Genomic DNA, 23,955 nt, shown 5'->3' with positions numbered 1-23,955 from the left:
CCTTTAAAACATCATCCCACACAATAAGGCAATAGCCCCTCCGACGATAGAGCTAATAGCATTGACTGCATCATTAGTCATCCACTTCCAGCCACGTGCGTATTCAACCTTTTTACCGCAGTGATGTGTACTTTCCACTTCGCGTCCGCAAACGGTGCAACGATTCATCAGCTGAACGGTTGCCCCTAGAATAGAATCCGTGAACGCACCCGCAAGTCCGCCTGTGAGTCCTGCCAATGTAAGCAACAAGAAGGATTGATCTGGCATGCCAGATATCATCCGTAGCAGCCATGAAGATGCACCGATAAGTGCACCTCCTGCGGCGGCGGCCAGCGTACCCAGGCTGGATACGCCACCCGAGGCACCGGCCGGAAGTATTTTACCTGTCAGGACAGACCGAGGCGGCTTCTTGCTGAGTGTACCAATCTCCGTAGCCCATGTATCAGAGGTTACCGTTGCCATAACGCCGATAAATAAAAATTCCCAATGTTCCATCGGAACAATCGCATTCAATAGAACGAAAACCATCCCAAGCCCACCATTAGCAAAGACCTGCCCAGCATCTCGGCGACCTGTCTTGGCATAAGTCAGCTCAAGCTCTGCCTTATTATCATGATGAAGCTTAGACAACAGGCTTGAAGAGATGAAAAAAACCAACAATATTCCAAACCAAAAGGCATTTCCAGCACCAAAATAAATGGTCCCCATGGCTACCGCGGCAAGCATGCCGGAAAGGCTTAAGGATTGTTTCCTATAAGCCGCCCCCGCAACTAACAAAGCGCCAAGGGCGCCGATAATCCATAACATAGATTCATCTCCAACAGATGTTTTTAGCCGATCAGGCAAGTCCCCATCAGCTTGTCACCCCAGTACAATTCAAACGAATCTCCTGATACGGTAGAGCCTACACCTTCTGGTGTTCCTGTGAATATCACATCATCTTTACCCAGCCCGTAACGCGCAGCGATAAAATCGACAATTTTTTGGAGCGAAAAAATCATATTTTTAACATTACCTCGCTGAACTTCAACACCATTTTTTAAAACCGTGAAATCCGTTCCTTCCAGCTCTTCCTTGTCAGGAAACGCAATGTAAGGTGTGAGTGGAGCAGCGTTCTTAAAGCCTTTAGCCGGAGTCCAAGGCAGACCTTTCTTCTGCAGATCATTATGCACATCACGCAGTGTGAAATCCAGTCCCAAAGCCATAACATCCACCAAATCCTCCACGCTCATACCCGGTACATAATCACGCGCGATCCGTAGCACAAGTTCTCCTTCATAATGAACCTGACCTGAATCCTTTGGAAGCTGAATGACTGCTTTATCGAGGGAAACCGCCGCATGTGAGGGCTTCAAAAAAATGAGTGGCTCTACGGGGACATTATTTCCTAATTCCTCCGCATGTAGCTTGTAGTTCCGTCCAACACAATACAAATTATTAACAGCAGCGCACACAGACAATCAGCTCTCTTTCCCATCGAATTGGATTATTTATACTTTTAGAAATGTATCGCCCCAGATATCCGGACGGTTTGTACAAATCATTATATCAGAATGCATATCTGCTAAGCGACGCATCTCTTTTCCTTTGTTCACTGTCCAAGCCATAATCTTCACACCTTGCTCCGTCAAAACCTTAGCCAATCTAGGATTTAAACGCGAAAAGCTAATCGACAAAAGAGAACACTCCAGTTCATGCAGCCTTCGAGCAGGATTACCAAACCTTGAATCAAAAATTAAGCCTGTACGAAAGCGGGGGTCTATTTCCTTGATTTTTTTCAACACATCTGTGTCAAAAGAGGTCAAAATCACGTCGTCCCGCATGCCTTTAGAGGAAATAAGATCCGTCACCTTCTGTTCGATGCCAGGATACATATTGCCCACTGTTTTCAGTTCAATATTGAGACGAAGTCTACCGGAGGCTAATGAGAGCACCTCTTCCAAGGAAGGCACCCGCTCTCCCCGAAAAGAACGCCCTTTCCAGCTACCCGCATCGAGACGCCGGATATGTTCCCAATCCATATTCTTCACCTTACCATGACCATTGGTTGTACGGTCCAGTGTAAAGTCATGAATGACAACAGGAACACCGTCCTTCGAGAGCTGGACATCCAATTCCATCCAGTGTACAAAAGGCATGGCAATGGCCATCCGGATCGCTGCTAATGTATTCTCCGGAGCTTTACCGGAAAATCCCCGATGGGCAACACATAAATTGTTCATCATAAGGACCTCCCAGGAACCCTATTTTGTAACTTGAGTCACTTTGCCGTCACTGTTGATCTTAACTCGACCAGCAGATAAAGACTCTATTTTTTTCAGCAAAAGCTGTCCGTTCACCTGATTCATGGGCACGGGCTGAGCTAGCTCAGCAGTCATAGGCTTCAGCTGTAATGAACATTGACCTTTTTTACTACATTCCGCCTGAAATACAGCAGTTTCCCAAGTGGCAGGTACCGTTGATCTCGTAAAAATAAAATTACCAGTGCTGTAGGCGATCCACTTTCCTTTGTACGGCTCCACACCTTGCAATACATGCGGGTGACCACCAATGACAAGATCAGCTCCCGCATCGACAAAGCTACGTCCAAGGGTCTGCTGTGTATTATCGAACTGCTCTACCCGTTCTTTACCCCAATGGACAACTACGACAACCAAATCAGCTTTTTGTTTAGCTGCAGCAATCGCTTTAAGTCCTTCTCTACTATCATATACTGAAGCAAGCCCGGGTTTATTTTTTCCCGCCATCCAATCAGATGCAGGAATCACCCGTGTGAACCCCAGCAAGGCGATCTTAATCCCTTTACGCTCAAAATATTGCGCTGAGAATGCTTCTTTACTATTGAGTCCAGCACCAACATAAGGAATGCCTCTTTCCGAGAGATGACTCAGCGTGTCTCGCAGGCCTTCCTCCCCTTGATCAAGCGTGTGATTGTTCGCCATATTTACTGCATCCACTCCGGCTGCTTTAAGAGCATCTAGTGCTTTGGGCGAGCCTTTGAATACGTATTGCTTATTAGCGGCGCCAACCCCACCCGTGGTCACAGGAGTCTCCAGATTCACAATCGTAAGATCATCCTTCTTGAACATTCCATCGAGCGCGGCATACGAATAGTCGTAACCTTTCTTTTCGAGCAATTCCCCGGCTTTCCCCGAAAAAATAACATCTCCACCAAAATTCAAGGTCACTGTATTGCCAGAAGCCTGGTCATCTGATGGAAGTCCAGACACAGAACCACCATCTGCGACTTGGGAGCTACCTTCCTCTGGCGAAGGGGTCTCAGTTGGTACAGGCGCCTGTGTTTCAACATTTTCTTCTCTCTTTGGCTCTGGTGTAGGTGTAGCTTCCGGGGTTACCGTTGGAGAAGGGATGGGAGACTCCGTGGCTTCAGGCGTTGCAGTCACTATAGGTGCTGTCTCCTGAGCAGTACTATCCGGAGTAGGCGAAGCCGTCATTTGCGCCACTGGAGGTGGCTCAGAACTTCCCTTGAATCTGTCATCCATAAAACTATAGCTGAGCGCCACAATAATCAACAGAAGTAGACCTGCATTTACCCACATCCAGGCCGTTCTGCGCTTACGTTTGCTCTTATGTTTGTTCTTCTGTCTAGAACGCGATCGCGGCGGATACATTGTTTCTATGATCTCCTCTACTCTCAAATTGGTTCTATTATAGCATACCTAGCACCTGTCCCTCCAAATACGAGAGTCCATTAAAATAGTATAATCTAATTTTCAAACAAAAACGGTGAAGCAAAAAAATCTTCGCTTCACCGTTCATTATATAATTCTAACTCTCCCGTAAATGAACAATTAATTCGATATACGCTTTGCAGCGCTTTGTGCTGTAAGCTTAGCCTGCTTAACACAATCGGGCATTGCCACTCCATCATATCCAGCTCCAAAGACATATATCCCAGGAAGTGTGGTCTCAAGTTCCCTATGGAATTTAGAAAGATTGTCAAGATGTCCAACAGGATACTGTGGCATCGAATGTTCCGAACGAGTAATTTCCGTGAATATAGGTTTCGCTGTAATGCCCATGATCTCTCGTAAATCCTTACTCACTAGCTCCGTAAGAGCCTCATCTGGAAGTTGAACATTCTGCTCATCTCCGGAACGGCCTACATGACAGCGCATAAGTACTTTATCATCTGGACTCGTATGCGGCCACTTCGTTGACGTCCATGTACAGGCAGTAATATTGCGCCCTTCCTTACGTGGCACAAGAAAACCTGCTCCAGCATCATCAATTTCGATATCCTTCTTGTCGAAGGCCATGACTAAGTTCGCAACCGATACATAATTTACCGCATCGAGTGCTGAAACATCCACATGTGGACGCAAAAGTTCGGCAGCAAAAGAATTTGGTGTGGTGATATATATTTCATCCGCAAGCAGCCGTTCGCCACTTTCCAGTTCTAGCTCATAACGAGAAGCATTAGTTCCTGTAGCATGTATAGAGACCACCGCAGCTTCAGTTCGCTGTTCTACATCATGCAGTTCATGAATCAAGCCATGCACGAGACTTTGTAGTCCTTTTCGAAATGTCAGAAAAGTGCTGTTCTTTGTGCTCGTATTTGTCTTGGAGGAATTCTGTTCTTTAATGATTCCACGAATAAGACCACCATACTGCCGCTCTACTTCTCCAAATTGCGGAAAGGTAGCCTGTAGGCTGACTTTGCGTAAATCCCCAGCATAAATACCGGCTAATAGCGGTTCGGTCAAATTCTCCATCACTTCAGTACCTAAACGTCGCTCAATCAGCTGTCCGAGGGATTCATCGTCATTACTCCGCTTAGGAGGAAGGATCAAGTCCATCAGCGCGCGTATTTTGCCACCGAATGAAACCAGAGCACTTGATAGAAATGGCTTTAATTCAGTAGGAATTCCAAGCACAAGATCGGAAGGCATAGGATGAAGCTTGTCACGCTGTAGTATATAGGTCTTCTCTACCTTTGGATTTGTGTTCACCAGCTCGTGATCTAGCTCTAATTCCTTAGCCAGTTCAATCATCTCTGTTTTGCTAGCTAAAAAAGAATCCGGACCTTTCTCAATCACAAATCCATCCCGGTGCAATGTTTCGATCTTCCCACCAAGAGTCTTGTCTTTCTCTAGCAGTACAATATCAGGTTTCACACCAGCTTCTTTGTAAAACTTACGAATGTAAAAGGCGGCGCTGAGTCCACTCAGCCCACCGCCTATGATAACAATTCGCCTAGAGGGACCAGTCATGACTGACCGGCCGACATTTGATTCAGTCTTGTACGAACAACATCGCTCAATACGGACATGTACGCAGGATCGCTGTTTAATGATTCAATCCGCATAAGACGCATATCCAGCTCTGAAGCTACGGCTGTTGCCTCGATATCAAGGTCATACAGCACTTCTAAATGATCGGATACGAACCCGATCGGTGCCACTAGAACATACTCTACCTGTTCCTTGCTAAGCTGCTGAAGTGTATCCAGAATATCTGGTCCAAGCCATGGTTCAGCAGTCCGTCCTGCACTTTGCCACGTAAACTGCCAATTGGTTATCCCAGCTTGATCTGCAATAGCCTTTGAGGTCTCCAATAGTTGATCTTTATAAGGATCCCCCATAGCTAGAATACGCTCTGGAAGACTATGCGCGCTAAATAATACCCTTATCTCATCGCGAGTAGCGCCTGCTTCGATATATTGATCTATTTTCGCAGTTACTCTCCGGCTTAGAACATCGATCAATACTGGGTGCATATGGTAGCTATCCACAAAACCCATGTTGATTTTACATGCATCAGCCTTTTCCTGAGCACGTTTAATGTAGCCACCCACGCTCATGCTTGAATAGTGAGGGGCAAGCACAACACCAACCGCTTGGGTAATGCCGTCCTTCGCCATAGCCTCGACGCCGTCCTCAATAAACGGATAGGCATGCTTCAAACCCTGATAGCAGACAAATTCAACATCCGCTCCAGCTTTATCCGCGTTTAGTGCTGACTGTAATGCAGCTACTTGACGGTCTGTGTTCTCCCGCAGCGGGAATACACCCCCGACGATCGCTTCATAGCGATCTGTTAATTCTTTAAGCTGCTCCGCTGTCGGCGGATTACCTCGCCGAATATGAGTGTAATATGCTTCAACGTCTTCTAAGCTTTTAGGAGTGCCATACGACATGACGAGAACACCTATTTTTGCTGTCACGGATTCCATCCCCTTATAGATTTAATAGGCTATTTTTAAGAACGCAGTTTGGCTGATTCTTTCAATACTTCCTGTGAATATTCGTGAATATATTCCGTTAATTCTCTAAGCTTCTCTAAAGAAGCCTCCGGGAATAAACCATGACCCAGATTGAAGATATATCCTGGCTCTTGTACCCCTTCATCAATTAACGCTTTCGCGTGCTCCTTCAAGACGTCCATCGGCGCTGTAAGTAAATACGGGTCCAGGTTTCCTTGAATTGCAAACTTCCCACCTGTTCTCCGTCGACCTTCGGACAAGCTCACACGCCAGTCCACCCCGATTACATCCGCTTGAAGCTTCGTAAGACTCGGTAGCAATTCGCCAGAGCTTACGCCAGGAAAGTATATTTTCGGTACATCAAGATCGGATAATTCGGAAAAAATACGAGAAACCGTCGGTAACACATACTTTTCAAAATCGCGTGGCGCAAGGGCACCGACCCAGCTGTCGAACAATTGAAACGCTTTTCCACCACTACGCACGTGACTGCGGAGGTAAGCGATAATCATATCGCCGAGCTTGTCCATCAGCATTTCCCAGACACGGGGTTCACTGTACATTAGCTCTTTAGTCCGAATATATCCTTTGGAAGGTCTGCCTTCGATCAGATAGCTGGCAATTGTAAACGGTGCGCCTGCGAAAGTAATCAAGGGCACGTCCAGCTCCTTATCCAGAATAGCAATCGTCTCCAAAATATGTCCGAGATCGCCTTCAACATCAATGGGCTTCAGTCTCTCGACATCTGCTGCAGAGCGAATCGGATTCTCGATCACAGGGCCAATATCTTTGACGATATCAAATTTCACACCGATAGAAGCGACCGGATTCATAATGTCTGAATACAAAATGGCCGCGTCCACACCTAGCTTACGCACAGGCATCAAGGTTACTTCAGCCGCCAACTCAGGCTGTTTGCAGATTTCAAGCAATGAGTACTTTTCCTTGATTTTACGGTACTCGGGATCATAACGGCCGGCCTGCCGCATGTACCATACGGGAACGTGCTCCGTATCCTGCTTTCTGCAGGCGCGGATAAAAGTGTCGTTGTAGGTCATGATAAGATCTCCATTTATATTTTATAAGATTTTTTAAAATAAACGCTTACCGTCCTAATAAGGACGCCGATGGCGTTTATGCTTGATCGGCATACTTACTATTATGCCCTTTTTAAAAGGTTGTAACAAGCAAAACGAAGATCGCGGAATGACAATCCTATGACATTACTATGACATGTATTGCACTTTTGAAGCTAAAAAAATGATATACTGATAAAATGTCTATTTTTCTGTGAATCATGTATTTTCTGAAATTCTTTGAAAGGAAGTGAAAGCACTTTGAAGAAATGGGAGACATGGAAGGTCAACCTCTTAGTGCTTTGGTTCGGACAATTCTTGGTAAATGCCGGAATGACGATGATTACACCGTTCCTGACCTTGTATCTTGCTAAGGATCTTGGAGTTCAGGGTGAGCATGAAATTGGAATTTGGGCGGGCCTTATTTTTGCCGCAAACTTTTTAACTTCTTTCATTTTCCAGCCACTATGGGGAAAACTTGCTGACAAATATGGACGTAAAATCATGCTCCTGCGCTCCAGCTTTGGCATGGCTATCGTTATGGTGTTGATGGGCTTCGCACAATCCCCTATGCAGCTGCTTTTACTGCGACTGCTAAACGGTACAATCTCCGGCTTCAATCCCGCTTCCATCGCACTCGTTTCGGGTACTACTCCGAAAGCACGTATGGGATTTTCGATGGGGCTGATGCAGTCGGGTTCTGTTGCAGGTACCATTCTTGGACCACTTATTGGTGGTTTTCTTGCTGATTTAATCGGATTTCGTCCGATCTTTTATGTCGTTGGCGCCTTGCTCTTCATCGCCTCTCTGCTGGCACTGTTTCTCGTTAAAGAGAAATTCGATCGTGCAGAAGCGGCACAAGAGCCACAGGTGTCAGTCATGGAGGGCTTGAAGGAATTGATCAAGATCCCTCAGCTCCCAGCGCTGTTTGGTGTAACCTTTTTGCTGCAATTTGCAATGATCAGCCCCATGGCCTTGCTGCCACTTTATGTTGAAAAGTTAAATGGGCCTGCTGAGAATATAGCCTTTTTAGCCGGAATGGTCAGCGCAGTTACAGGGATCTCCAACATGCTAGCTTCCCCCTTGCTCGGCAAGCTGAGTGATAAAGTCGGCGCACACCGCATTCTGACCTACGCGTTAATCGGGGCTTCGCTATTCCTGATTCCGCAAGCATTCGTTACTAGCGTGTGGCAGCTAATTATTGTCCGTTTTCTCATGGGAATTTTTATGGGCGGCCTATTGCCCAGCGTTAATGCGCTTATCCGGTCATATACCCCTGACGGGAAAGAAAGCCGCGCATTCGGCTTCAACGGCAGCACATTGTCACTGGGCAATATGCTGGGAGCTATCATAGGCGGCTTTCTATCTGGTTATATTGGTATTGAGGGACTGTTTATCATCTCCGGAAGCTTGTTGCTGTTAAACACCGTATGGGTCCGGGTTAAGCTATACAAAGCTACTCCGCCACGGCTATTTCGCTAATCTTCTGCTATTTCACCATTGCCAACGCCAGTCCATCATAGGCTGGCAGACAAGTGCTGATCAGACGGTCATCGGTGGCGATCATTTCATTGAAATGCCGTACAGCCAGAATGGCAGGTCCATTTCGATCTGTATTTAGCGTCCGTCCGCGGAGAAAGATATTATCACCAGCAATAATCGCGCCTGGATTAGCCATCTTGATGGCATATTCCAAGTAATTGGTATAGTTAATCTTGTCTGCGTCGATAAAGAAGAAATCGAACTTAGCACCCTCTGCTTCAAGTGCCTTCAGGCTGTCCATTGCAGGACCGATTCTATATTCCGTAGAATCGCCGAATCCGGCCAGTTCTAAATTACGGCGAGCAAGCTCGGCATAATCGGCCCTCAGCTCTAGCGAAGTCAGCGTGCCACCTTCAGTGAAGCCGCGAGATAAGCAAATCCCGCTGTAGCCGCCAAGTGCGCCAATCTCCAAAATACGCGTGGAGCGAGACAGTCTAACAAGCATAGTGAGCAGTCTTCCGTACCCCGGCTCGACAGACACCTCCGGCATACCCGCTTGGACGATAGCTTCTTTTACCTGAAGTAGGATTTCGTCCTCGGTATAAAGTTGTTCACTGTATTCTTCTTGGGTAAGCATAAAGATTCTCCTTTGATGATCCCCCGTTTTCTCGAATGAAGGGATGACGGGGAAGATTTTATGGTTTATGGAATGTCGGGCATTGTGAAGTGTCCCGCATTCCCCTATACTTGTATGGATGCTTTTCTTATTGTACTGGCTTTTTGTATTTATCTACAAGTTAAACGGAGTTGAGAGTATTTGAGCAAATTACAATTAATCGCTACTGCCCCTATGGGATTAGAAGCTGTAGTAGCGCGCGAATTAAACGAACTGGGTTATGAGACCACGGTCGAGAACGGTCGTGTATTGTTCAGTGGTGATTATATCGACATCTGTCGCTGTAATTTATGGCTGCGTACATCCGACCGCGTATTAGTAAAAATGGGTCAATTCCCCGCTAAAACCTTCGATGAGTTATTTGAGGGTGTTAAAGCGCTGCCTTGGGAAGACTGGATTCCCGAGAATGGAGAATTTCCTGTTGAAGGACGATCCCATAAATCACAACTAACGAGTGTACCCGCTTCCCAAGGGATTGTCAAAAAAGCTATCGTCGAGAAGCTGAAGCTCTCCTATCATACGGACTGGTTCCCAGAGAACGGACCTCGATATGTGATCGAAGTGATTCTGTTAAACGATATCGCGCTTATTACGCTAGACACCACCGGACCTGCTCTTCACAAACGCGGATACCGCAGACAGGCTACAGAAGCGCCACTGAAGGAAACGATGGCAGCCGCTTTAATCCAGCTTAGCCGCTGGAATGGCCACCGTCCGCTATATGATCCATGTTGTGGTTCGGGAACATTGTTGATAGAAGCCGCGATGATCGCTTGGAATATCGCACCGGGACTACGGCGTTCCTTCCCTTCAGAACATTGGCCAGTCATTCCTAAGCATCTGTGGGAAGAAGCTCGCGAAGAAGCTTTCGATGCCGTACGAGACGATTATCCATTGCAGCTAACCGGCACGGATATAGATCCTGCTGCTATAGAAATTGCTGAAGCCGCTGCTAAAAGCGCCGGCCTGTCCGGAGAAATAACCTTCACCGTGATGGCTGCCGCCAAAGCAAGACCCCAAGGCGAATACGGCTGTATCATTACCAACCCGCCATATGGTGAACGGATCAGTAATGATAAAGAGGTGGAGAAGCTGACTCGCCAGTTTGGTGAAATGATGCTGTATCTACCGACTTGGTCATTCTTTGCAATTAGTCCTTATAAGGAATTCGAACAATATTACGGACGTAAAGCGGACAAACGTCGCAAGTTGTATAACGGACGTATTGAGTGTCAATATTATCAATACTTGGGTCCACTTCCACCTAGAAATCCGAAATAATTCGGAAGACAATTACGCCAAGCATGAACGGCTTCGGCGTCCTTAAAAGGACGGTAAGCGTTTATGCGGGAAATATAAGAACGGACATCTACCTCGATTGAGGACGGTGTCCGTTTCTTCTTACATACTCAACTTCTGCGCTAGGAGGCTTTAACGTGTCACGAGATCCATTTAGTAGGAGCAGCTCATCCATAACGGATAGAATGATCACTATTGTCCGCTCCCGTTATATTGGTTACATCCTTTTTCTTGTCCTTATGCTCGCTAAGCTAATGTTTCTTCACAGCGGCCTGCATGCCCCTAATATTGATATGAACCGTCTCGACAAGCTCATTGCTCTCGGTTCAGTTATGCTCTTATCCTTTTGGGTGTTATGGCTCCCCCGACGTGGACAAACCATAGCCCTGATAATCATAAACGTGCTCCTGACATTACTTATTTATTCTGATATCGTCTACTATCGCTACTTTCAGGATTTCATCACCGTTCCCGTTCTTTTTCAAGCCGGACAGATGGATGCACTTGGCGGAAGTATCTTTGCACTACTCCGTCCCTCTGATCTCTACTTGTTCGCGGATTGGCTGATATTTCTGGTTTACACCATTTGGGTAGTGTTATTCCGTCGGAACACGCCTGCCTATAATAATGGACAGCCTTCCTATTATGCTCGCACAAGTCATTTTCGTCCCTCTTCACGCTTAATGAGAGGACTAAGACGGAGCGTTAACGGGGTCGTTGCATTGGTATTAGGCTGTATTCTGACCTTTGGCCCTATCCACTCTTACGCCACTACGTGGGCCAAGGGTTTATTCACTGGTAACTGGTGGAGCTTGGCGATGTATAACGTTACTGGACTCATTGGATTTCACGGTTATGATATTTACTTGTATGCCAAAGATCATTTAGGCCCGCAGCCTGAGCTTTCACAAAAGGAAGCCAGCTCCATGAAGCTCTGGTTCAATGAACACAATGCTGAGCAAAGTGTTCTTAACGACAGCTTTGGAAAATACAGCGGAAGCAACATCGTTGTTATTCAGGCCGAAGCTTTTATGAATTTTGTAGTGGGACGATCGATCAATGGACAAGAGGTCACACCTAATTTGAACGCTCTAATCAAAGAGAATACCTACTTCAGTAATTACTATCATCAGACCTCACAAGGACGAACCTCCGATGCGGATTTCGCCTCGAATGGTTCACTGTATCCGCTGGTCTCCGGCTCAGTATTTGTCCGTTACCCGGATCATCAATTTGACACGTTACCTGCCATTTTGAAGTCCAAGGGCTATAGCACCAATGCCTTCCATGCGTATGAAGGAAGCTTCTGGAATCGGCAGATTATGTATAAGGCGATGGGGTATGACCATTTTTATAGCAAAAAAGACTTTAAGATCGACGAGCCCCTAGGCTGGTCATTGGGAGATAAATCTTTCCTGCGGCAGTCCCTAAATATTATGGATTCTGTAGAATCGATCCAGAAGCCCTTTTACTCTTTTTTGACTACACTATCTAGTCATCACCCATATTCTCTCCCTACGGCTAAGCAAGGGCTTGATACCGGGGAGTTTAAAGGTACCATCTTCGGAGATTATTTGCAGGCTGTTCATTATACAGATGAAGCTCTAGGTGAATTGGTGAGTGATATGAAGCAGCGTGGGTTGTGGGATAACACGATCCTTGCCTTTTATGGAGATCATGATAACTCGATCCAAGAAACCTCTTATTACGAACAATTTCTTGGTAAAAGCTTAAATAAGCTCGACATGCATCAAATCATGCATCAAGTTCCATTACTCATTCATCTGCCGGGTAATAACACCTCGGTGATTGATTCTAATCCGGCTGGTCAATTGGATCTCACACCTTCCTTACTCCATCTGCTTGGGATCTCACAAGATCCTTATTATCTCATGGGTAATAATCTGTTCAGTGGCAAAGAGCGACTTGTGACACTGCGAACCGGTGCCTTTGCCGATGCGAAGCGCTCCTATCTTCCAAGTGAAAATGGACAATTCAACAGTGGCACCTGTTATAGCCTCGACAGCCGCGAAGCCATTGACGTTGCGGGGTGCAGCACCGGGTTCGAGACAAGTAAGCAACGACTGCAAATCTCAGACGATATCATGAAATACGATGGCATCAAGATGCTCCGAAAGGAAGAATCTGCACCATAAAAATTTCATTTTATAAAAAAAAAGCCCTAAACTCCGTCATCAACACGGGTTTAGGGCTTTTAAACTTGATGGATAAGACCTCTGCATTATTTCTGAACGGCCGGTTGCTTGATAAAAGCTTCTACCTTCTTCAACACTTCTTCCTCTGTTGGAGCACTCACATAACGACCATTAACATATACAAAGGCCCGTTTGCCACATGGACCACAGTACGACTTACAGCCGACCTTGATCTCTGCATCAGGCGCCATCTTTTGCAGTTTGGGTATGATACTCTTCAATTTCATAAAATTACATTCATCGCACACTTGTATATCGTTAGCCATGGAGCAACCCTTCTTTATGTCCCAAATTTAAGGCGAAACGTTTAGTGATCGCCGTGATTACCTTTAGACGGATTAGTAATAACAAAACCTTCTTCAGGAAGATATAAATAATCAACGACCACACCATCAAGGAGCGGTTGATTCGGATCAAGAATAACATCGATTTCTTTATCTGTCGAGACTACAACATCATTCTCATTAGGCGTGTCCAAATCCAGTCCGTAGTGAGCATGATCACCGTGAGCATGCGTAATCGCTACGCGAAGCTTCAACTCGCTGTTTCCTTCAAGTTCCATTTGTTTCTTTATCACTTTAGCCGCATTGCGGGTAATTTTGACCTTCATCTATCATCCATCTCCTAGTACTTAAATTAAATACTCAATTACCTATTTTAAAGGTAAATGATATCTAAAAGCAACTATATTAACAAATTAGATACACAATCCGAGGTAGATCCTCACTTCACTGCCTCATTTTCCGGCCTGAAGTGCCGGGTATTTCCGTCCCATCCGTGACACGAACCAGCCCATAAGAAGCATCGTCACACCAATATCATCGATCGGTAAAAAAGGCATAAAATCCGGCAACACCCAATAGAGCAGTACTGGGATTGTGAATAAAAGCTTGTCCCCTATTGCGACTTTAGGGGAGATCACATATCGCCAGGAACTACTGAAGATAGTAGACCATTGTTTCAGTGACAGCAGTTTTTTCAGTTTCATAGTGACCCTCCTCCCAAGTAAAAAGGATACAGCCGCGGATAACGTGTAGTGACGACAGCGGCCATACCCTATGGTTTATGTTACGCAAGTTTACTGTAATTGTTTCATAATTATTTCACATTGGATAGTATCGTTCCCAAAATTAGACCCGTTTCTAGCGCCATATCCTCAAAATCTGCCAATGGCAACGGATTTTTACCAATCCCCAGCTCTACTGTAAATCCTGGTTTACGAAAGGTCTGGATGAACCAATCCTTATACCCGGCATCGCTGCCAGTTAATTCGACTGCACGATAGCTGCTCGCAGCGGCCAACCGTGTTGCTAATTCGCGGCTTTCGGGAGGTTCATATCCCCGGTAATTCCAGTAGATCTCTCCCCCTTGGCTATGCAAAGACACTGCAGCTTCTCCGGGCGCGTTCTCAGCAAGTACCGCTAGAGCGGCTGCCTCAGGTTCACTTAGCGCCTCAGGACCACTGTAATCACGCGGAGAGGGCAGGATTACACCACGGCGTTCCCGTTCCTCTTCCCAATGAGCAGGGAACTGATCCCCGAGATCCACACCGCGTATATTGGCCTTCCAATGGCGAAAACTCCGCCGTCCCCCGTTCCATTTCATAAGGTCCTCATAATAAGGGTGGCCTGGTAAAACGCCCTCCTGCACTAACTCCACGCCGTCAGGGTTAGCCATGGGTACAGCCCATAGGGTCCAATTATTGTACCATTCCTCTGGACGATGACCATTCCATGCCAAACCTTTAGCATAAGCTGCTGCATACTCTTCTATGAACGACATCAGGCAAGGCGAGGTCAGCCATTCATTAGCATGTAGAGCCGCATTAACATGCAAATGGCGGGTTCCATTGCCTATTTTAAGCACAGGAATTGGCTTGCCGAGCACACTGTTGCCAATTGAATGTGCTTGTATAAAAGGATATTGTGCAATCAGGCTGCTGATGTCGTTCTCAACATCAACCGGACCGTACTCTCCACGTAAGAATACCACTCGCTCTGGAATCGGAGGCGGAATGACGAGGACTTTTCCCGGTGTACAGAAGCGCCCTGAGGACACACCTGGATTAAGCTTCTCCAAATCATCTAAACTCACATTGAATAATGAGGTTATGCGTTCAAGATCGTCCCCTTCCTGCACCGCATACCTTTTACGCGGCGAAGACGGTAGGAATAAAACCTGACCCGGATATAAATAAGACTGTCTCCCAACCCATGGATTGCCTTGAATGACATGCTCAGGGGTTAATCCATGCAGGGCGGCAATTCGGCTTACGGTATCTCCCCTGCTTGCAATATATTGTCGCATTAGGTCTCATCCTCTCGGCCTTAAATTGCTGATACGGTGGATACAAAAATAGCAGCAAACAGCACTTAATTCTATTGTATGCAAGAGCCACTACCCTGCATGAAGGAGAAATGAATCACAAGAAAATAGGCTGGGAATTATGCTTCCCAGCCTATTTTATCTTACACTCCGTAGAGTTTGTCCCTATTCAATTCAACATTGCTCTGCTTATAACGTGGATACTTGCCATACTACTGGGGTACGTTTAATTTGTTCTCCAAGCCAGTCTCGGGCAATTCGCTGAAACATTTCAGCATCACCACTGCAGAAGAACTGATGAATTGGACTTTCATCCCCGATGGACAGCTTGCCTTTATCGTATAAAATCGTGCTGATCTCACGAGCTGTCTCATCTGCGGAACTGATCAGTTTGACTCCCGGTCCCATGGTCTCTCCAATAGGCTCAACAAGAAATGGATAATGAGTGCATCCTAAAATTAAAGTATCGATGTTATTATCTTTAATGCCTTCCAATGCCTGCTCTACAATTTCATAACTTATCTCAGAGCGGAACATGCCTTGCTCAACGAGTGGGACAAGTGCTGGGCAGGCTTGACTTACAACCTCAACAAAAGGAGACAGCTGCTTTAGTGCGTTAGTATAAGCCCCGCTGCCGATGGTTCCTATTGTACCGATCACGCCGACATGTCCGCTTTTGGTCGCGCTAATTGCAGCACGGGCTCCGGGATGAATCACCCCAATAACAGGGATAGAGACCTTGGCTGAGATATAATCGAGTGCCGCTGCTGTTGCGGTATTACAAGCGATAACAATCATTTTAGGATTAAACTGGATCAAATAATCTACAATTTGTTCTGTAAACAGTGTTACTTCCTCGGTCGAACGGGGTCCGTACGGAGCTCGGGCCGTATCTCCGAAATAAATGATTTTCTCCCGCGGGAGCTGCCTCATCACTTCTTTGACAACTGTTAGCCCTCCCACACCTGAGTCTAATATTGCAATAGCTTGCTGCACGAACACACCGCTTCCTTCTACTTGTTTTGTGTAGCTTATGTAAGCCGAAAACAAAATGTACCTGACTTTCAGCCCCAATTGCAGATATTACTCCTTTTGGACTCTTAGTTCAAGCCAAGACTTTTGCCATCATTTAACAGGTCTATAAGAATGAAATAAAAAAGCCACCTTCCGCCCAATGCGAAAAAGCGGCTCTATTAAAAGAGAATAAGTACTTTTTGACCGTAAAACCAAACACTCCATCCACTGTTTCATTATGCGATTTCGTTATTATCCTTGTCATCTGGCTGAGCTTCTTCAAGACTGGCTTCTTCACTGCTTACTTCTTCATTTACAGGCGATACCTCTAACTCCGTTACCTCTTCCAAAGTGGCCGCTGCCTCTTGAATCGTTTCTTCCGTAACAGTTCCACTTACTGCTACAGTAGCAGTATCTTCTTCTACAGCATTCGAACATGATTTGCTCCATTCGCGAACCTCATGGACTACATGACCTATAGAATCCTTAGCTTTGTCATACAGCTCAACGCTCTTGTCTCCAGCCTGCACGGCAATTCCCTGTACCTTTTCAATGCCAGCAGCTGTTCCTTCCGCAATATCCTTGCGCAGCTCTTTACCTGGCTTAGGCGCGAACAGAAGTGCTGTCACTGATCCAACCACACTTCCGACTAAAGCTCCCCATAACAAACCTTTTGTGTCCTTTTTCATCGTTTCATCTCTCCTTTAAATTCATTGCTCCCCGCTCTACCGGGCTAATGCCTATATCTGCTATATCATAAGCAGCAGGAGTTTGTCTTGTGACTAATTATTACGACTTTTCAGAAGTTTTGTCTGTTACATTTTTGGGTGCAATTGCGTATCGGCAGCATTGTCCGCCTTCTGCCATACATTCACTTCGTGTAACCTTAGCATCCAGCAATTCCTCAAATAGGCTATGCTCGCATTGACAAGCTTTACGATACTGAGTAGCCACCTGGCGAATCGGGCAGTTGTATTCTTTTATGACATACGAACCATCCTCTTCTCGGTTCCACTCCGCCATATATCCACCAGCGTTTTGGATCGACGATAACTCAGCTACTCGCTCTTCCAAATTCCGGCGTTCCATCATCGGTGCATACTGGGTGAGCATCCGGCGACGGCGTCCCTCAAACAATGTATTAACAGCTTCCAATCCACTGCCATAATCCAATTCACGCAAAAGCTCCAAAGCCAGGTTATGATAGCTTTTTGGAAAATACTCTTCGGACTTCTCCGTTAAAGAATACATATGTAAAGGCCGCCCCATCGCTTGCCGAACCACTTTTGTCTTAGCAAGTCCCTCCTGCTCCAGCTGAAGCACATGACGGCGGACACCCATCTCTGTAATTCCCAATTCTTCTGCCAGCGCGCCGATGGTCAGTGGTCCTTTCGTCTTCAGGAGCGTCATAATCAAGTGCCTTGTCGATCCATTTTCCTGCCCCATCTTCATCATAAAGGAACCCCCTCTCTTTCACGGCTACCGCCTATTTTATATGATTCTATCTTATGCTATTATAGCGTTACACCGGACCCAAGTTCCTGATCCAAATAATTCCCTACTTCAACAGCAAACTTCTCTAGCACCTCTGAAAGGATTGGTGTGAGCGGGTGTAGTGCTTCTCTTTCCCAGGCAAAATAATCCTGCACGAGCGGCTTACGAAGTGCGACAAGCTCTATCAATCGCTCGTAGATCTCACTTTTACCTAGTACTTTTTCTTCATGTATAATTGAAATGATATCCTCATAACTTCCGGCATCACGCATAATAAAACCGTCAATCAGACAACTACCAACGTCCGTAACCACCTCTATCGCCAGATGAAGGCAGCGTTCTTGTATTAGTCCGGTTAAAGTATTGCCATCCCATGCAGCTGTTACAGTCCGAAGACCTGTAGTTATATCTGGGATTTGAGCAAGAATGGTTTCGATTTGTTTGCGGTTGACATAATACACAGCAATACCCCCATGTCAAAAATAGTTAGAGAAATCTGCATTATCCCTACTTACCGCGTTTGCCGCGGCGTTTCAGCCAAAAGAACATAATGAAACATGCCGCAAGAAAAACGACCAAATAAGTTAACGCTTCCATCGGATACTCGAGCTCACGCATTCCTGTCACCGCTTCCGGTATAAAATGATGATGCTTGTTAATCAGTAGATCGCTTAAATTACGTAATCCACAGCAATTGAAAGTTCTTTAACTTCATTAATATGAGCTATAACTTCCTTATGCGCCGGATGAACCTGATAAGCCTGTAAATCATCTAGAGAAGCTACCACCGTAACTAAAGCAATATCAAAGGATCGATCAGAATGAATGATATCAGCACCCACTTCAATCGAAAGGAGCTGCGGGATTTTACCTTCCATATTTCGCAGTACGGCTACCGTTGCCGCAACGCTTTCTTCGGACCGGTCCTTCAATTTAAAAAACACAATATGCTTGATCATTCTATCTCGCTCCCTGTTGTAATATTGTAATTAGATATTAAAAATATATCATAAGCGTACGCGTTCTGGAAGAAACTTAAAAAGTGATGTCAGAAATAGCAGCATTAACCATTGCCGATGTATATGAAAGTGTTGTAGTATATTTTTAAAAAATCGGAGGAATTATGCCTAGTAACCAACAAGAAACTCATAATATCCAGGCGTGGTCTCTGATCAACCGCAAATATCTTGGACAAGGCGTTCGTGTAAAAAGATTCCGCCGTCCAAAGCGCAGCCAGATTAGAAACCGTGTGTTACTTGCTGTATTGATGGCTAAGGATATCAAACTTTCACGACTCGCAGAAGATCTTGGTATATCCTCTCGCAGCGTAAGCGCCTGGGTATACGAAGGTCGTATCCCTTCCAACAATAACATTGACAAGACCTGCCGCCTACTCGGGTACCCGCCCCACATTTTGTTCAATGAAGCACTGATTCGTCAGAGTCCAATTGTATGTCAACCAACTCCTTCACGATTTATGAAAAGAAGTATTACCAGTTCGCCCCGCAGCAATGTGATTCTAACCGGCCTCTGTATGGTTTACGATTTTTCCGTAACCGATGTAAGTATTTGGATAGGTGTTCATCCCGGGACGTTTCGAAAATGGTTGCACAGCAGCCATCTGCCTACCCCTGCTCTGCAGGAAAAAGCCGAAACCTTCTTCCGAATTCCACGACATATTCTATTTGCAGACTGCGGAACGCTCTAATGTGATCCTATCGCTTAATAAGTTCAAGGCCAGCCCTTCTTCCTTAATTAGGAGAAGGGTTTTTTGCCATATTTTTTTCTTAAAAAAGGGTCATACTACTGTTTAGGTACATTGTTCAGTACTAAAGAACGGAACAGGAGGCGTAAGATGAGACTTGACGGAATACTATCTGAAGGCTACACCGATACTTGGGACGTGGCCCCCGGTGTCATCGGACTACGAACCATGTTCGTAAATTGCGCATTCATCGGCCAGCCCAATTCGGACTGGATCATTGTAGATACGGGACTTAGCTCTTACACAAACAGAATTATAGATTATGCTAAGGAGAAGTATGAGAAGCCACCGGTGGCAATTATCCTGACTCATGGGCATTTTGACCATATCGGAGGTGTGAAAAAGCTTATTGAGGAATGGAATGTACCCGTGTATGCTCACCCACTAGAGCTTCCTTATCTAACAGGTAAAGCGGATTATCCTCCAGCCGATCCGGCCGTAGGCGGCGGGCTGATGAGTATGGTGTCCTCATTATTTTCACATCATGGTATCGACCTTGGATCAGCTATACATCCATTACCCGAAGACAGAACCGTCCCCGGAGCAAAGGGCTGGAAATGGATCCATACACCTGGACATAGTCCCGGACATATTTCACTATTCAGACCAGAAGATAAGGTACTGATTGCTGGTGACACCTTTCTTACAGTCAAACAAGAGTCCGTATTCGCAGTAGCTACCCAGCATCAGGTGGTGCACGGCCCACCCTCTTATTTCACGACGGACTGGGAAGACGCGGAAAAGTCGGTCCGCACACTTGCGTTGCTAGATCCTCATATCGTTCTCTCTGGACATGGGGTGCCTATGGAGGGTGAAAAATTATCTACTCAGCTTGCTCATTTATGCAAGAATTTCAAGGAAATGGCGTTGCCGGGTCAAGGGAAGTTCGTTTGATCGTTTGATTTCCTTGCTAATATAGACCTTAGGACGTATTGATGGGCAGATCCCTGAGGATCTCTAAGTATCTCCATATGGGTACCAGTCTTTATAATTTCCGTGTGCTCAAAATGCTGTTTTAAATCAGCTTCACTAAAAAAATGAGCATACTTTCCTGCTTTATATTCATAGGTCGCAGGTTCCAAACATGCTCCACAGCCGTAATTCGGATCCTCATCTGAAAAAGAAGTAAAATAAAGCAGACCTCCGGGATGGAGCTGTTCCAGACAATTTGTTAGCAACCTACGACGATCCTCAATAAGAAATAGATGTAACAAGTCATAGCAGTAGATAGCATCAACCTTTGTCTCGAGACTGCAGTCTAACACGGAACCGGAAATAAAAAAGCATGCGGAGTCCCACTCGGCCGCAATCGTAAGTGCGGCTCCGCTTAATTCAATACCAGTAGTCTCAAATTCACTGGAGAATACCTTCGTATTCCGTCCATAACCTGCTCCTGGCACCAGTACAGACTTCACATTATGCTTACGAAAGAGCTCCTTTGCCTCCAAAGCCGTAAGGCTTGGATCAGTTCCCCAGACCATTCCTTCCTGAGCGAACCGCCGGTTCCAGTAATCGGACATTCATCATCGCCTCACTTCGCTTTAATTGCCCACCACTCTATACCAATATTGATATATCTCCTTAAATCCGAGCTTGTCATACAAAGCCGAAGCACCAGCATTCGCTTGTACAACCTGCAAAAAAGCGGTTGTTGCTCCCTGCGTCTTTCCCCAGTGTAGCAATGCAAGGAGCAATTGTTCCGCCATACCTTGTCTACGCTGATCGGTAGCAGTGATAATATCAAAGAGACCTATGTATCCGTTCTGAATAATGCCCAGACCACAAGCGGTAGGAACACCGTCATTAAACAAAAGAATATAACCCTGCTGAAAAAGAGAAGCGGATAACATTCTAGTTAAGGTGCTCTGATTCACAACAGACAGCTCAGCAAGCTCAGTGAAGGCATTAAGCCACTCTTCCGTCAAGTTCTCCTGAATCTGTACGTGAAATCGAAGTTCAGGAGCAGCTAATCCCTCCAGGTCTAGTATCCTTACAGATGATGGCTCGACAACTGTGTAACCACGCTCTGCTAGCGCCTCATCCAGGTTCGCAGGCTGGATATACGGCGTTATTTTAAATACTGGCTTTAGTCCAGCATCCTTATAGTACTGCTCAGCAAGCTTAATTTGGTTTGTAAGATCCGCAAGAGAGCTTCCTTCTCCGTATAACGGATTGACCGAATTAGCTCTTTTCGTATATCCAGCTGCTGTGCGCAGAACCCAGCCATTCAGGAGAACACTCTGCTCCGCTGGCCAAGTATTAAGTGTGATTTCTTCAATTGCTTTATACAAGTTATCTCCTCCTTATTAGCCATGTTCCCGCTTATTACGCATCGCTGGCAGCAGCTTCACTGCTTCATCAGCATACGAAATATAATAGTCATATTCGGGAGACTCCTTACCATAAATGGCTATTTTCCCCTCATGGTTGTAGTGTACACCCCAGCCGAATCGCTTCGGAAGTAGAGAGGCTCGCAGGCATGGATGGTTTCTAGAGAATAGCTCCTTCCATATTTCTTCCCTACGGGTCACACGATCTTCTAGCGGAATTTGTTTATGGCGTACATGAACCTCAAACAGAAGCTCTTCATGATTGTATTTGTAAGGCTCATTAATAAGCAGCTCATATTGAATCACATGCGCAGGCGGGAGTGTACGGCAAGACATCGGCGGGATTCCCGTTTCCTCAGGACAATCCTCTGCTACACGTATGAAAGTGTTTGTATAACTCATGGGCATCACCTCTATTTTTAATTGAAATATATTCCTTCTATGATAATTCATAGTCACTATAATTGCACAGCAAAAATCCGGAACCTCAACCTCCTGGATTCCGGATTTCCATCTGAATTTCTATTCCTCAGCCACTGCCGCAAGGAGTTCTTCAACAGGCCACGGAAGTGGATTATTAAACGTTGTCCAATCCTGCTTCAACTCATCTTTCGTCAACAAACATCGATCCAATCTCGCTTCGATTTGTGCTGAGTCCATACTAACACCGATAAACACGATTTCATTCATTCGATCGCCCCACAGCTCGTCCCACTTGGCTTTCATTTCAGGTTCGCTTTCCAATACCTCCTGCTGCTGATCCTCAGGCATTGTAGCTAGCCAGTAGCCGGCAGGTCCGAACTGAATCGAGGGTCCAGCCTGGCTGATACTCGCTGCAAGATCACCCTCTGCGGCAACCCATACAATCCCTTTCGCTCTGACAACTTCCTCCGGCCAATGACTAAAGAAAAAACTTAACCTTTGCGGATGAAAGGGTGTTCTCCTGCGATAGACAAAAGAAGATATTCCGTATTCCTCCGTCTCAGGCGTATGTGTCTCCTTGTTAAGCTCCGTAATCCAACCGGAGGACAAGCTTGTTTTTTCAAAATCAAACAATCCAGTATTAAGAATCTCCTTCGGATCTACCACTCCGTTAACCGTACGGATCAGCTTGGCTGTCGGCTGAAGTTTGCGAAGCACAGCTTCAAGCTTGTTAAGCTCTTCTTCTTCTAGCAGATCACACTTATTAAGCAATAACACATCACAAGTCTCGATCTGATCAATGAGCAAATCCACAATATCGCGATAATCGTCTTCACCAGCCGTTTGATTACGATCGATCAGACTATCACCAGAAGAGAAGTCATGCCAGAATCGGCCAGCATCCACAACGGTCACCATCGTGTCCAATTGTGCGAGTGAAGTCAAATCAATATCCAGTTCTGGGTTCGCATAAGTAAAAGTCTGTGCCACCGGAACAGGCTCGCTAATGCCAGATGATTCGATCAGGATGTAATCAAACCGCCCTTCTACAGCCAGCTTTTGCACTTCAACAATCAAATCATCACGGAGTGTACAGCAGATACAACCATTGGACATTTCAACTAATTTCTCTTCCGTTCTGGAAAGTACATTACCAGACTTCACCAGATTGGCGTCTACATTCACTTCACTCATGTCATTTACAATAACGGCTACTTTGAGCCCGTCACGATTGTGCAAAACATGATTCAACAGCGTTGTTTTTCCGGATCCTAAGTATCCACTTAGTACGGTAACGGGAATCTTTTTCATAAACCACACTCCTAAATTTGTTAAAGCTCAAAATTTTAATACTACGGTTCTTACCGTGTTTCGCGATGTAATGTAACTTTTTTAAGACGTGGACAATATTTCTTCATTTCCATACGACCCGGATGATTTCGTTTATTCTTGGTAGTGGTATAGTTGCGATCCCCAGTCTCCGTACATGCCAAAGTAATGATCACTCTCATCGTTTCATCTCCTTTTTTAAATCGTAATAATTACGATTAACATATCGTACACGTTTTATTCACAATCTGTCAACTATGATCTTGTAAAAATTCCAACTCTCTTAATTTTGTGGTCTTT

At 45.6% G+C, this 23,955-nt stretch carries 27 protein-coding genes; 5 read left to right on the top strand and 22 right to left on the bottom strand.

All coding sequences use genetic code 11. From position 1 onward, the window contains the following. Positions 1 to 3: 3 nt before the first annotated feature. The 7 genes from MKY99_RS10015 to hemE form a co-directional block, all read right to left on the bottom strand. The gene (locus tag MKY99_RS10015; protein ID WP_339270245.1) at positions 4 to 807 is read right to left on the bottom strand and encodes a DUF92 domain-containing protein; all 804 of its coding nucleotides are present in this window, start codon (positions 805 to 807) and stop codon (positions 4 to 6) included. Positions 808 to 830: 23 nt separating this feature from the next. Continuing rightward, positions 831 to 1,454, bottom strand: coding sequence for a fumarylacetoacetate hydrolase family protein (locus tag MKY99_RS10010; protein WP_042186808.1), 624 nt, complete (start codon positions 1,452 to 1,454; stop codon positions 831 to 833). Between the two features lie 36 nt (positions 1,455 to 1,490). After that, on the bottom strand, positions 1,491 to 2,225 hold the full coding sequence (locus MKY99_RS10005; RefSeq protein WP_339270242.1) for a glycerophosphodiester phosphodiesterase family protein: 735 nt from the start codon (positions 2,223 to 2,225) through the stop codon (positions 1,491 to 1,493). An 18-nt stretch (positions 2,226 to 2,243) separates the two neighbouring features. Then, positions 2,244 to 3,632: a CapA family protein gene (locus tag MKY99_RS10000; protein ID WP_339270240.1), complete on the bottom strand. Its 1,389-nt coding sequence runs from the start codon at positions 3,630 to 3,632 to the stop codon at positions 2,244 to 2,246. A gap of 180 nt (positions 3,633 to 3,812) precedes the next feature. Next, entirely contained in the window at positions 3,813 to 5,234 is a 1,422-nt protein-coding gene (hemG, locus tag MKY99_RS09995; protein ID WP_339270238.1) for a protoporphyrinogen oxidase, read from the bottom strand. Then, positions 5,231 to 6,187 carry a ferrochelatase gene (gene hemH, locus MKY99_RS09990; protein WP_339270236.1) on the bottom strand — a complete coding sequence of 319 codons (957 nt, stop codon included), beginning with the start codon at positions 6,185 to 6,187 and terminating at the stop codon, positions 5,231 to 5,233. Before hemH ends, hemG begins: the two co-directional genes overlap by 4 nt. A 35-nt stretch (positions 6,188 to 6,222) precedes the next feature. Further along, positions 6,223 to 7,284, bottom strand: a complete 1,062-nt coding sequence (gene hemE, locus MKY99_RS09985; protein WP_042186799.1) for a uroporphyrinogen decarboxylase — start codon at positions 7,282 to 7,284, stop codon at positions 6,223 to 6,225. A gap of 279 nt (positions 7,285 to 7,563) precedes the next feature. On the opposite strand from hemE, the gene MKY99_RS09980 reads away from it, so the two are divergent. Then, complete coding sequence (locus tag MKY99_RS09980; RefSeq protein ID WP_042126273.1) at positions 7,564 to 8,784, top strand: MFS transporter; 1,221 nt, start codon at positions 7,564 to 7,566, stop codon at positions 8,782 to 8,784. A 7-nt stretch (positions 8,785 to 8,791) separates the two neighbouring features. Here the strand turns inward: MKY99_RS09980 and MKY99_RS09975 are convergent, their stop codons facing one another. Then, positions 8,792 to 9,421, bottom strand: coding sequence for an O-methyltransferase (locus MKY99_RS09975; protein WP_076283186.1), 630 nt, complete (start codon positions 9,419 to 9,421; stop codon positions 8,792 to 8,794). 180 nt (positions 9,422 to 9,601) lie between these two features. On the opposite strand from MKY99_RS09975, the gene MKY99_RS09970 reads away from it, so the two are divergent. Together MKY99_RS09970 and MKY99_RS09965 are read left to right on the top strand one after the other, a co-directional pair. Beyond that, positions 9,602 to 10,741 (top strand): class I SAM-dependent RNA methyltransferase, encoded by a 1,140-nt coding sequence (locus MKY99_RS09970; RefSeq protein WP_042186795.1) that lies wholly within the window; start codon positions 9,602 to 9,604, stop codon positions 10,739 to 10,741. Between the two features lie 203 nt (positions 10,742 to 10,944). Continuing rightward, positions 10,945 to 12,915: an LTA synthase family protein gene (locus MKY99_RS09965; RefSeq protein WP_339271581.1), complete on the top strand. Its 1,971-nt coding sequence runs from the start codon at positions 10,945 to 10,947 to the stop codon at positions 12,913 to 12,915. 86 nt (positions 12,916 to 13,001) lie between these two features. Here the strand turns inward: MKY99_RS09965 and MKY99_RS09960 are convergent, their stop codons facing one another. The 9 genes from MKY99_RS09960 to MKY99_RS09920 form a co-directional block, all read right to left on the bottom strand. Further along, complete coding sequence (locus tag MKY99_RS09960; protein WP_042126265.1) at positions 13,002 to 13,241, bottom strand: DUF1450 domain-containing protein; 240 nt, start codon at positions 13,239 to 13,241, stop codon at positions 13,002 to 13,004. A gap of 41 nt (positions 13,242 to 13,282) precedes the next feature. After that, complete coding sequence (locus MKY99_RS09955) at positions 13,283 to 13,585, bottom strand: heme biosynthesis protein HemY (RefSeq protein WP_042126263.1); 303 nt, start codon at positions 13,583 to 13,585, stop codon at positions 13,283 to 13,285. A 126-nt stretch (positions 13,586 to 13,711) separates the two neighbouring features. Further along, positions 13,712 to 13,963: a hypothetical protein gene (locus MKY99_RS09950; protein WP_076283188.1), complete on the bottom strand. Its 252-nt coding sequence runs from the start codon at positions 13,961 to 13,963 to the stop codon at positions 13,712 to 13,714. Between the two features lie 110 nt (positions 13,964 to 14,073). Beyond that, positions 14,074 to 15,282 (bottom strand): M14 family metallopeptidase, encoded by a 1,209-nt coding sequence (locus tag MKY99_RS09945; RefSeq protein WP_339270232.1) that lies wholly within the window; start codon positions 15,280 to 15,282, stop codon positions 14,074 to 14,076. Between the two features lie 207 nt (positions 15,283 to 15,489). After that, complete coding sequence (gene racE / locus MKY99_RS09940; protein WP_076283405.1) at positions 15,490 to 16,296, bottom strand: glutamate racemase; 807 nt, start codon at positions 16,294 to 16,296, stop codon at positions 15,490 to 15,492. Positions 16,297 to 16,550: 254 nt separating this feature from the next. After that, the gene (locus MKY99_RS09935; protein ID WP_339270230.1) at positions 16,551 to 17,003 is read right to left on the bottom strand and encodes a YtxH domain-containing protein; all 453 of its coding nucleotides are present in this window, start codon (positions 17,001 to 17,003) and stop codon (positions 16,551 to 16,553) included. 100 nt (positions 17,004 to 17,103) lie between these two features. Further along, positions 17,104 to 17,769, bottom strand: coding sequence for a metalloregulator ArsR/SmtB family transcription factor (locus MKY99_RS09930; protein ID WP_042186789.1), 666 nt, complete (start codon positions 17,767 to 17,769; stop codon positions 17,104 to 17,106). Positions 17,770 to 17,828: 59 nt separating this feature from the next. Then, on the bottom strand, positions 17,829 to 18,269 hold the full coding sequence (locus tag MKY99_RS09925; protein ID WP_339270228.1) for a HepT-like ribonuclease domain-containing protein: 441 nt from the start codon (positions 18,267 to 18,269) through the stop codon (positions 17,829 to 17,831). 210 nt (positions 18,270 to 18,479) lie between these two features. Further along, a complete protein-coding gene (locus tag MKY99_RS09920; protein WP_042126253.1) occupies positions 18,480 to 18,767 on the bottom strand; it encodes a Dabb family protein in 288 nt (95 codons plus the stop codon). A gap of 164 nt (positions 18,768 to 18,931) precedes the next feature. On the opposite strand from MKY99_RS09920, the gene MKY99_RS09915 reads away from it, so the two are divergent. Both MKY99_RS09915 and MKY99_RS09910 read left to right on the top strand, forming a co-directional pair. Beyond that, a complete protein-coding gene (locus MKY99_RS09915; RefSeq protein ID WP_076283191.1) occupies positions 18,932 to 19,516 on the top strand; it encodes a helix-turn-helix transcriptional regulator in 585 nt (194 codons plus the stop codon). A 147-nt stretch (positions 19,517 to 19,663) separates the two neighbouring features. After that, a complete protein-coding gene (locus MKY99_RS09910; protein WP_042186783.1) occupies positions 19,664 to 20,467 on the top strand; it encodes an MBL fold metallo-hydrolase in 804 nt (267 codons plus the stop codon). On the opposite strand, the gene MKY99_RS09905 is transcribed toward MKY99_RS09910, so the two are convergent. From MKY99_RS09905 to rpmG, 5 genes are all read right to left on the bottom strand, one after another. Next, the gene (locus MKY99_RS09905) at positions 20,449 to 21,093 is read right to left on the bottom strand and encodes a class I SAM-dependent methyltransferase (RefSeq protein WP_339270224.1); all 645 of its coding nucleotides are present in this window, start codon (positions 21,091 to 21,093) and stop codon (positions 20,449 to 20,451) included. The genes MKY99_RS09910 and MKY99_RS09905 overlap by 19 nt on opposite strands. A 21-nt stretch (positions 21,094 to 21,114) precedes the next feature. Next, on the bottom strand, positions 21,115 to 21,864 hold the full coding sequence (locus MKY99_RS09900; protein WP_339270222.1) for a GNAT family N-acetyltransferase: 750 nt from the start codon (positions 21,862 to 21,864) through the stop codon (positions 21,115 to 21,117). 15 nt (positions 21,865 to 21,879) lie between these two features. Then, positions 21,880 to 22,305 (bottom strand): DUF6157 family protein, encoded by a 426-nt coding sequence (locus tag MKY99_RS09895; protein ID WP_081382746.1) that lies wholly within the window; start codon positions 22,303 to 22,305, stop codon positions 21,880 to 21,882. A 120-nt stretch (positions 22,306 to 22,425) separates the two neighbouring features. Continuing rightward, positions 22,426 to 23,637: a GTP-binding protein gene (locus tag MKY99_RS09890; protein ID WP_339270220.1), complete on the bottom strand. Its 1,212-nt coding sequence runs from the start codon at positions 23,635 to 23,637 to the stop codon at positions 22,426 to 22,428. Positions 23,638 to 23,687: 50 nt separating this feature from the next. After that, on the bottom strand, positions 23,688 to 23,837 hold the full coding sequence (gene rpmG / locus MKY99_RS09885; RefSeq protein WP_060624410.1) for a 50S ribosomal protein L33: 150 nt from the start codon (positions 23,835 to 23,837) through the stop codon (positions 23,688 to 23,690). Positions 23,838 to 23,955: the final 118 nt, after the last annotated feature.

The organism is Paenibacillus sp. FSL R5-0470, from assembly GCF_037975205.1.
Classification (GTDB): domain Bacteria; phylum Bacillota; class Bacilli; order Paenibacillales; family Paenibacillaceae; genus Paenibacillus_AQ.
This window is presented reverse-complemented; position numbering and strand designations above follow the sequence as displayed.

Coding starts and splice junctions, on each gene's coding strand:
- MKY99_RS09905 (WP_339270224.1), bottom strand. CDS start 21,093: ATGTCCGATTACTGGAACCGGCGGTTCGCTCAGGAAGGAATGGTCTGG.
- MKY99_RS09945 (WP_339270232.1), bottom strand. CDS start 15,282: ATGCGACAATATATTGCAAGCAGGGGAGATACCGTAAGCCGAATTGCC.
- MKY99_RS09915 (WP_076283191.1), top strand. CDS start 18,932: ATGCCTAGTAACCAACAAGAAACTCATAATATCCAGGCGTGGTCTCTG.
- MKY99_RS09930 (WP_042186789.1), bottom strand. CDS start 17,769: ATGATGAAGATGGGGCAGGAAAATGGATCGACAAGGCACTTGATTATG.
- MKY99_RS09910 (WP_042186783.1), top strand. CDS start 19,664: ATGAGACTTGACGGAATACTATCTGAAGGCTACACCGATACTTGGGAC.
- MKY99_RS09960 (WP_042126265.1), bottom strand. CDS start 13,241: ATGGCTAACGATATACAAGTGTGCGATGAATGTAATTTTATGAAATTG.
- MKY99_RS09920 (WP_042126253.1), bottom strand. CDS start 18,767: ATGATCAAGCATATTGTGTTTTTTAAATTGAAGGACCGGTCCGAAGAA.
- MKY99_RS09955 (WP_042126263.1), bottom strand. CDS start 13,585: ATGAAGGTCAAAATTACCCGCAATGCGGCTAAAGTGATAAAGAAACAA.
- hemG (WP_339270238.1), bottom strand. CDS start 5,234: ATGACTGGTCCCTCTAGGCGAATTGTTATCATAGGCGGTGGGCTGAGT.
- MKY99_RS09935 (WP_339270230.1), bottom strand. CDS start 17,003: ATGAAAAAGGACACAAAAGGTTTGTTATGGGGAGCTTTAGTCGGAAGT.
- rpmG (WP_060624410.1), bottom strand. CDS start 23,837: ATGAGAGTGATCATTACTTTGGCATGTACGGAGACTGGGGATCGCAAC.
- MKY99_RS10015 (WP_339270245.1), bottom strand. CDS start 807: ATGTTATGGATTATCGGCGCCCTTGGCGCTTTGTTAGTTGCGGGGGCG.
- MKY99_RS10000 (WP_339270240.1), bottom strand. CDS start 3,632: ATGTATCCGCCGCGATCGCGTTCTAGACAGAAGAACAAACATAAGAGC.
- MKY99_RS09965 (WP_339271581.1), top strand. CDS start 10,945: ATGATCACTATTGTCCGCTCCCGTTATATTGGTTACATCCTTTTTCTT.
- MKY99_RS09890 (WP_339270220.1), bottom strand. CDS start 23,637: ATGAAAAAGATTCCCGTTACCGTACTAAGTGGATACTTAGGATCCGGA.
- MKY99_RS10005 (WP_339270242.1), bottom strand. CDS start 2,225: ATGATGAACAATTTATGTGTTGCCCATCGGGGATTTTCCGGTAAAGCT.
- MKY99_RS09975 (WP_076283186.1), bottom strand. CDS start 9,421: ATGCTTACCCAAGAAGAATACAGTGAACAACTTTATACCGAGGACGAA.
- hemE (WP_042186799.1), bottom strand. CDS start 7,284: ATGACCTACAACGACACTTTTATCCGCGCCTGCAGAAAGCAGGATACG.
- MKY99_RS09895 (WP_081382746.1), bottom strand. CDS start 22,305: ATGAGTTATACAAACACTTTCATACGTGTAGCAGAGGATTGTCCTGAG.
- MKY99_RS09950 (WP_076283188.1), bottom strand. CDS start 13,963: ATGAAACTGAAAAAACTGCTGTCACTGAAACAATGGTCTACTATCTTC.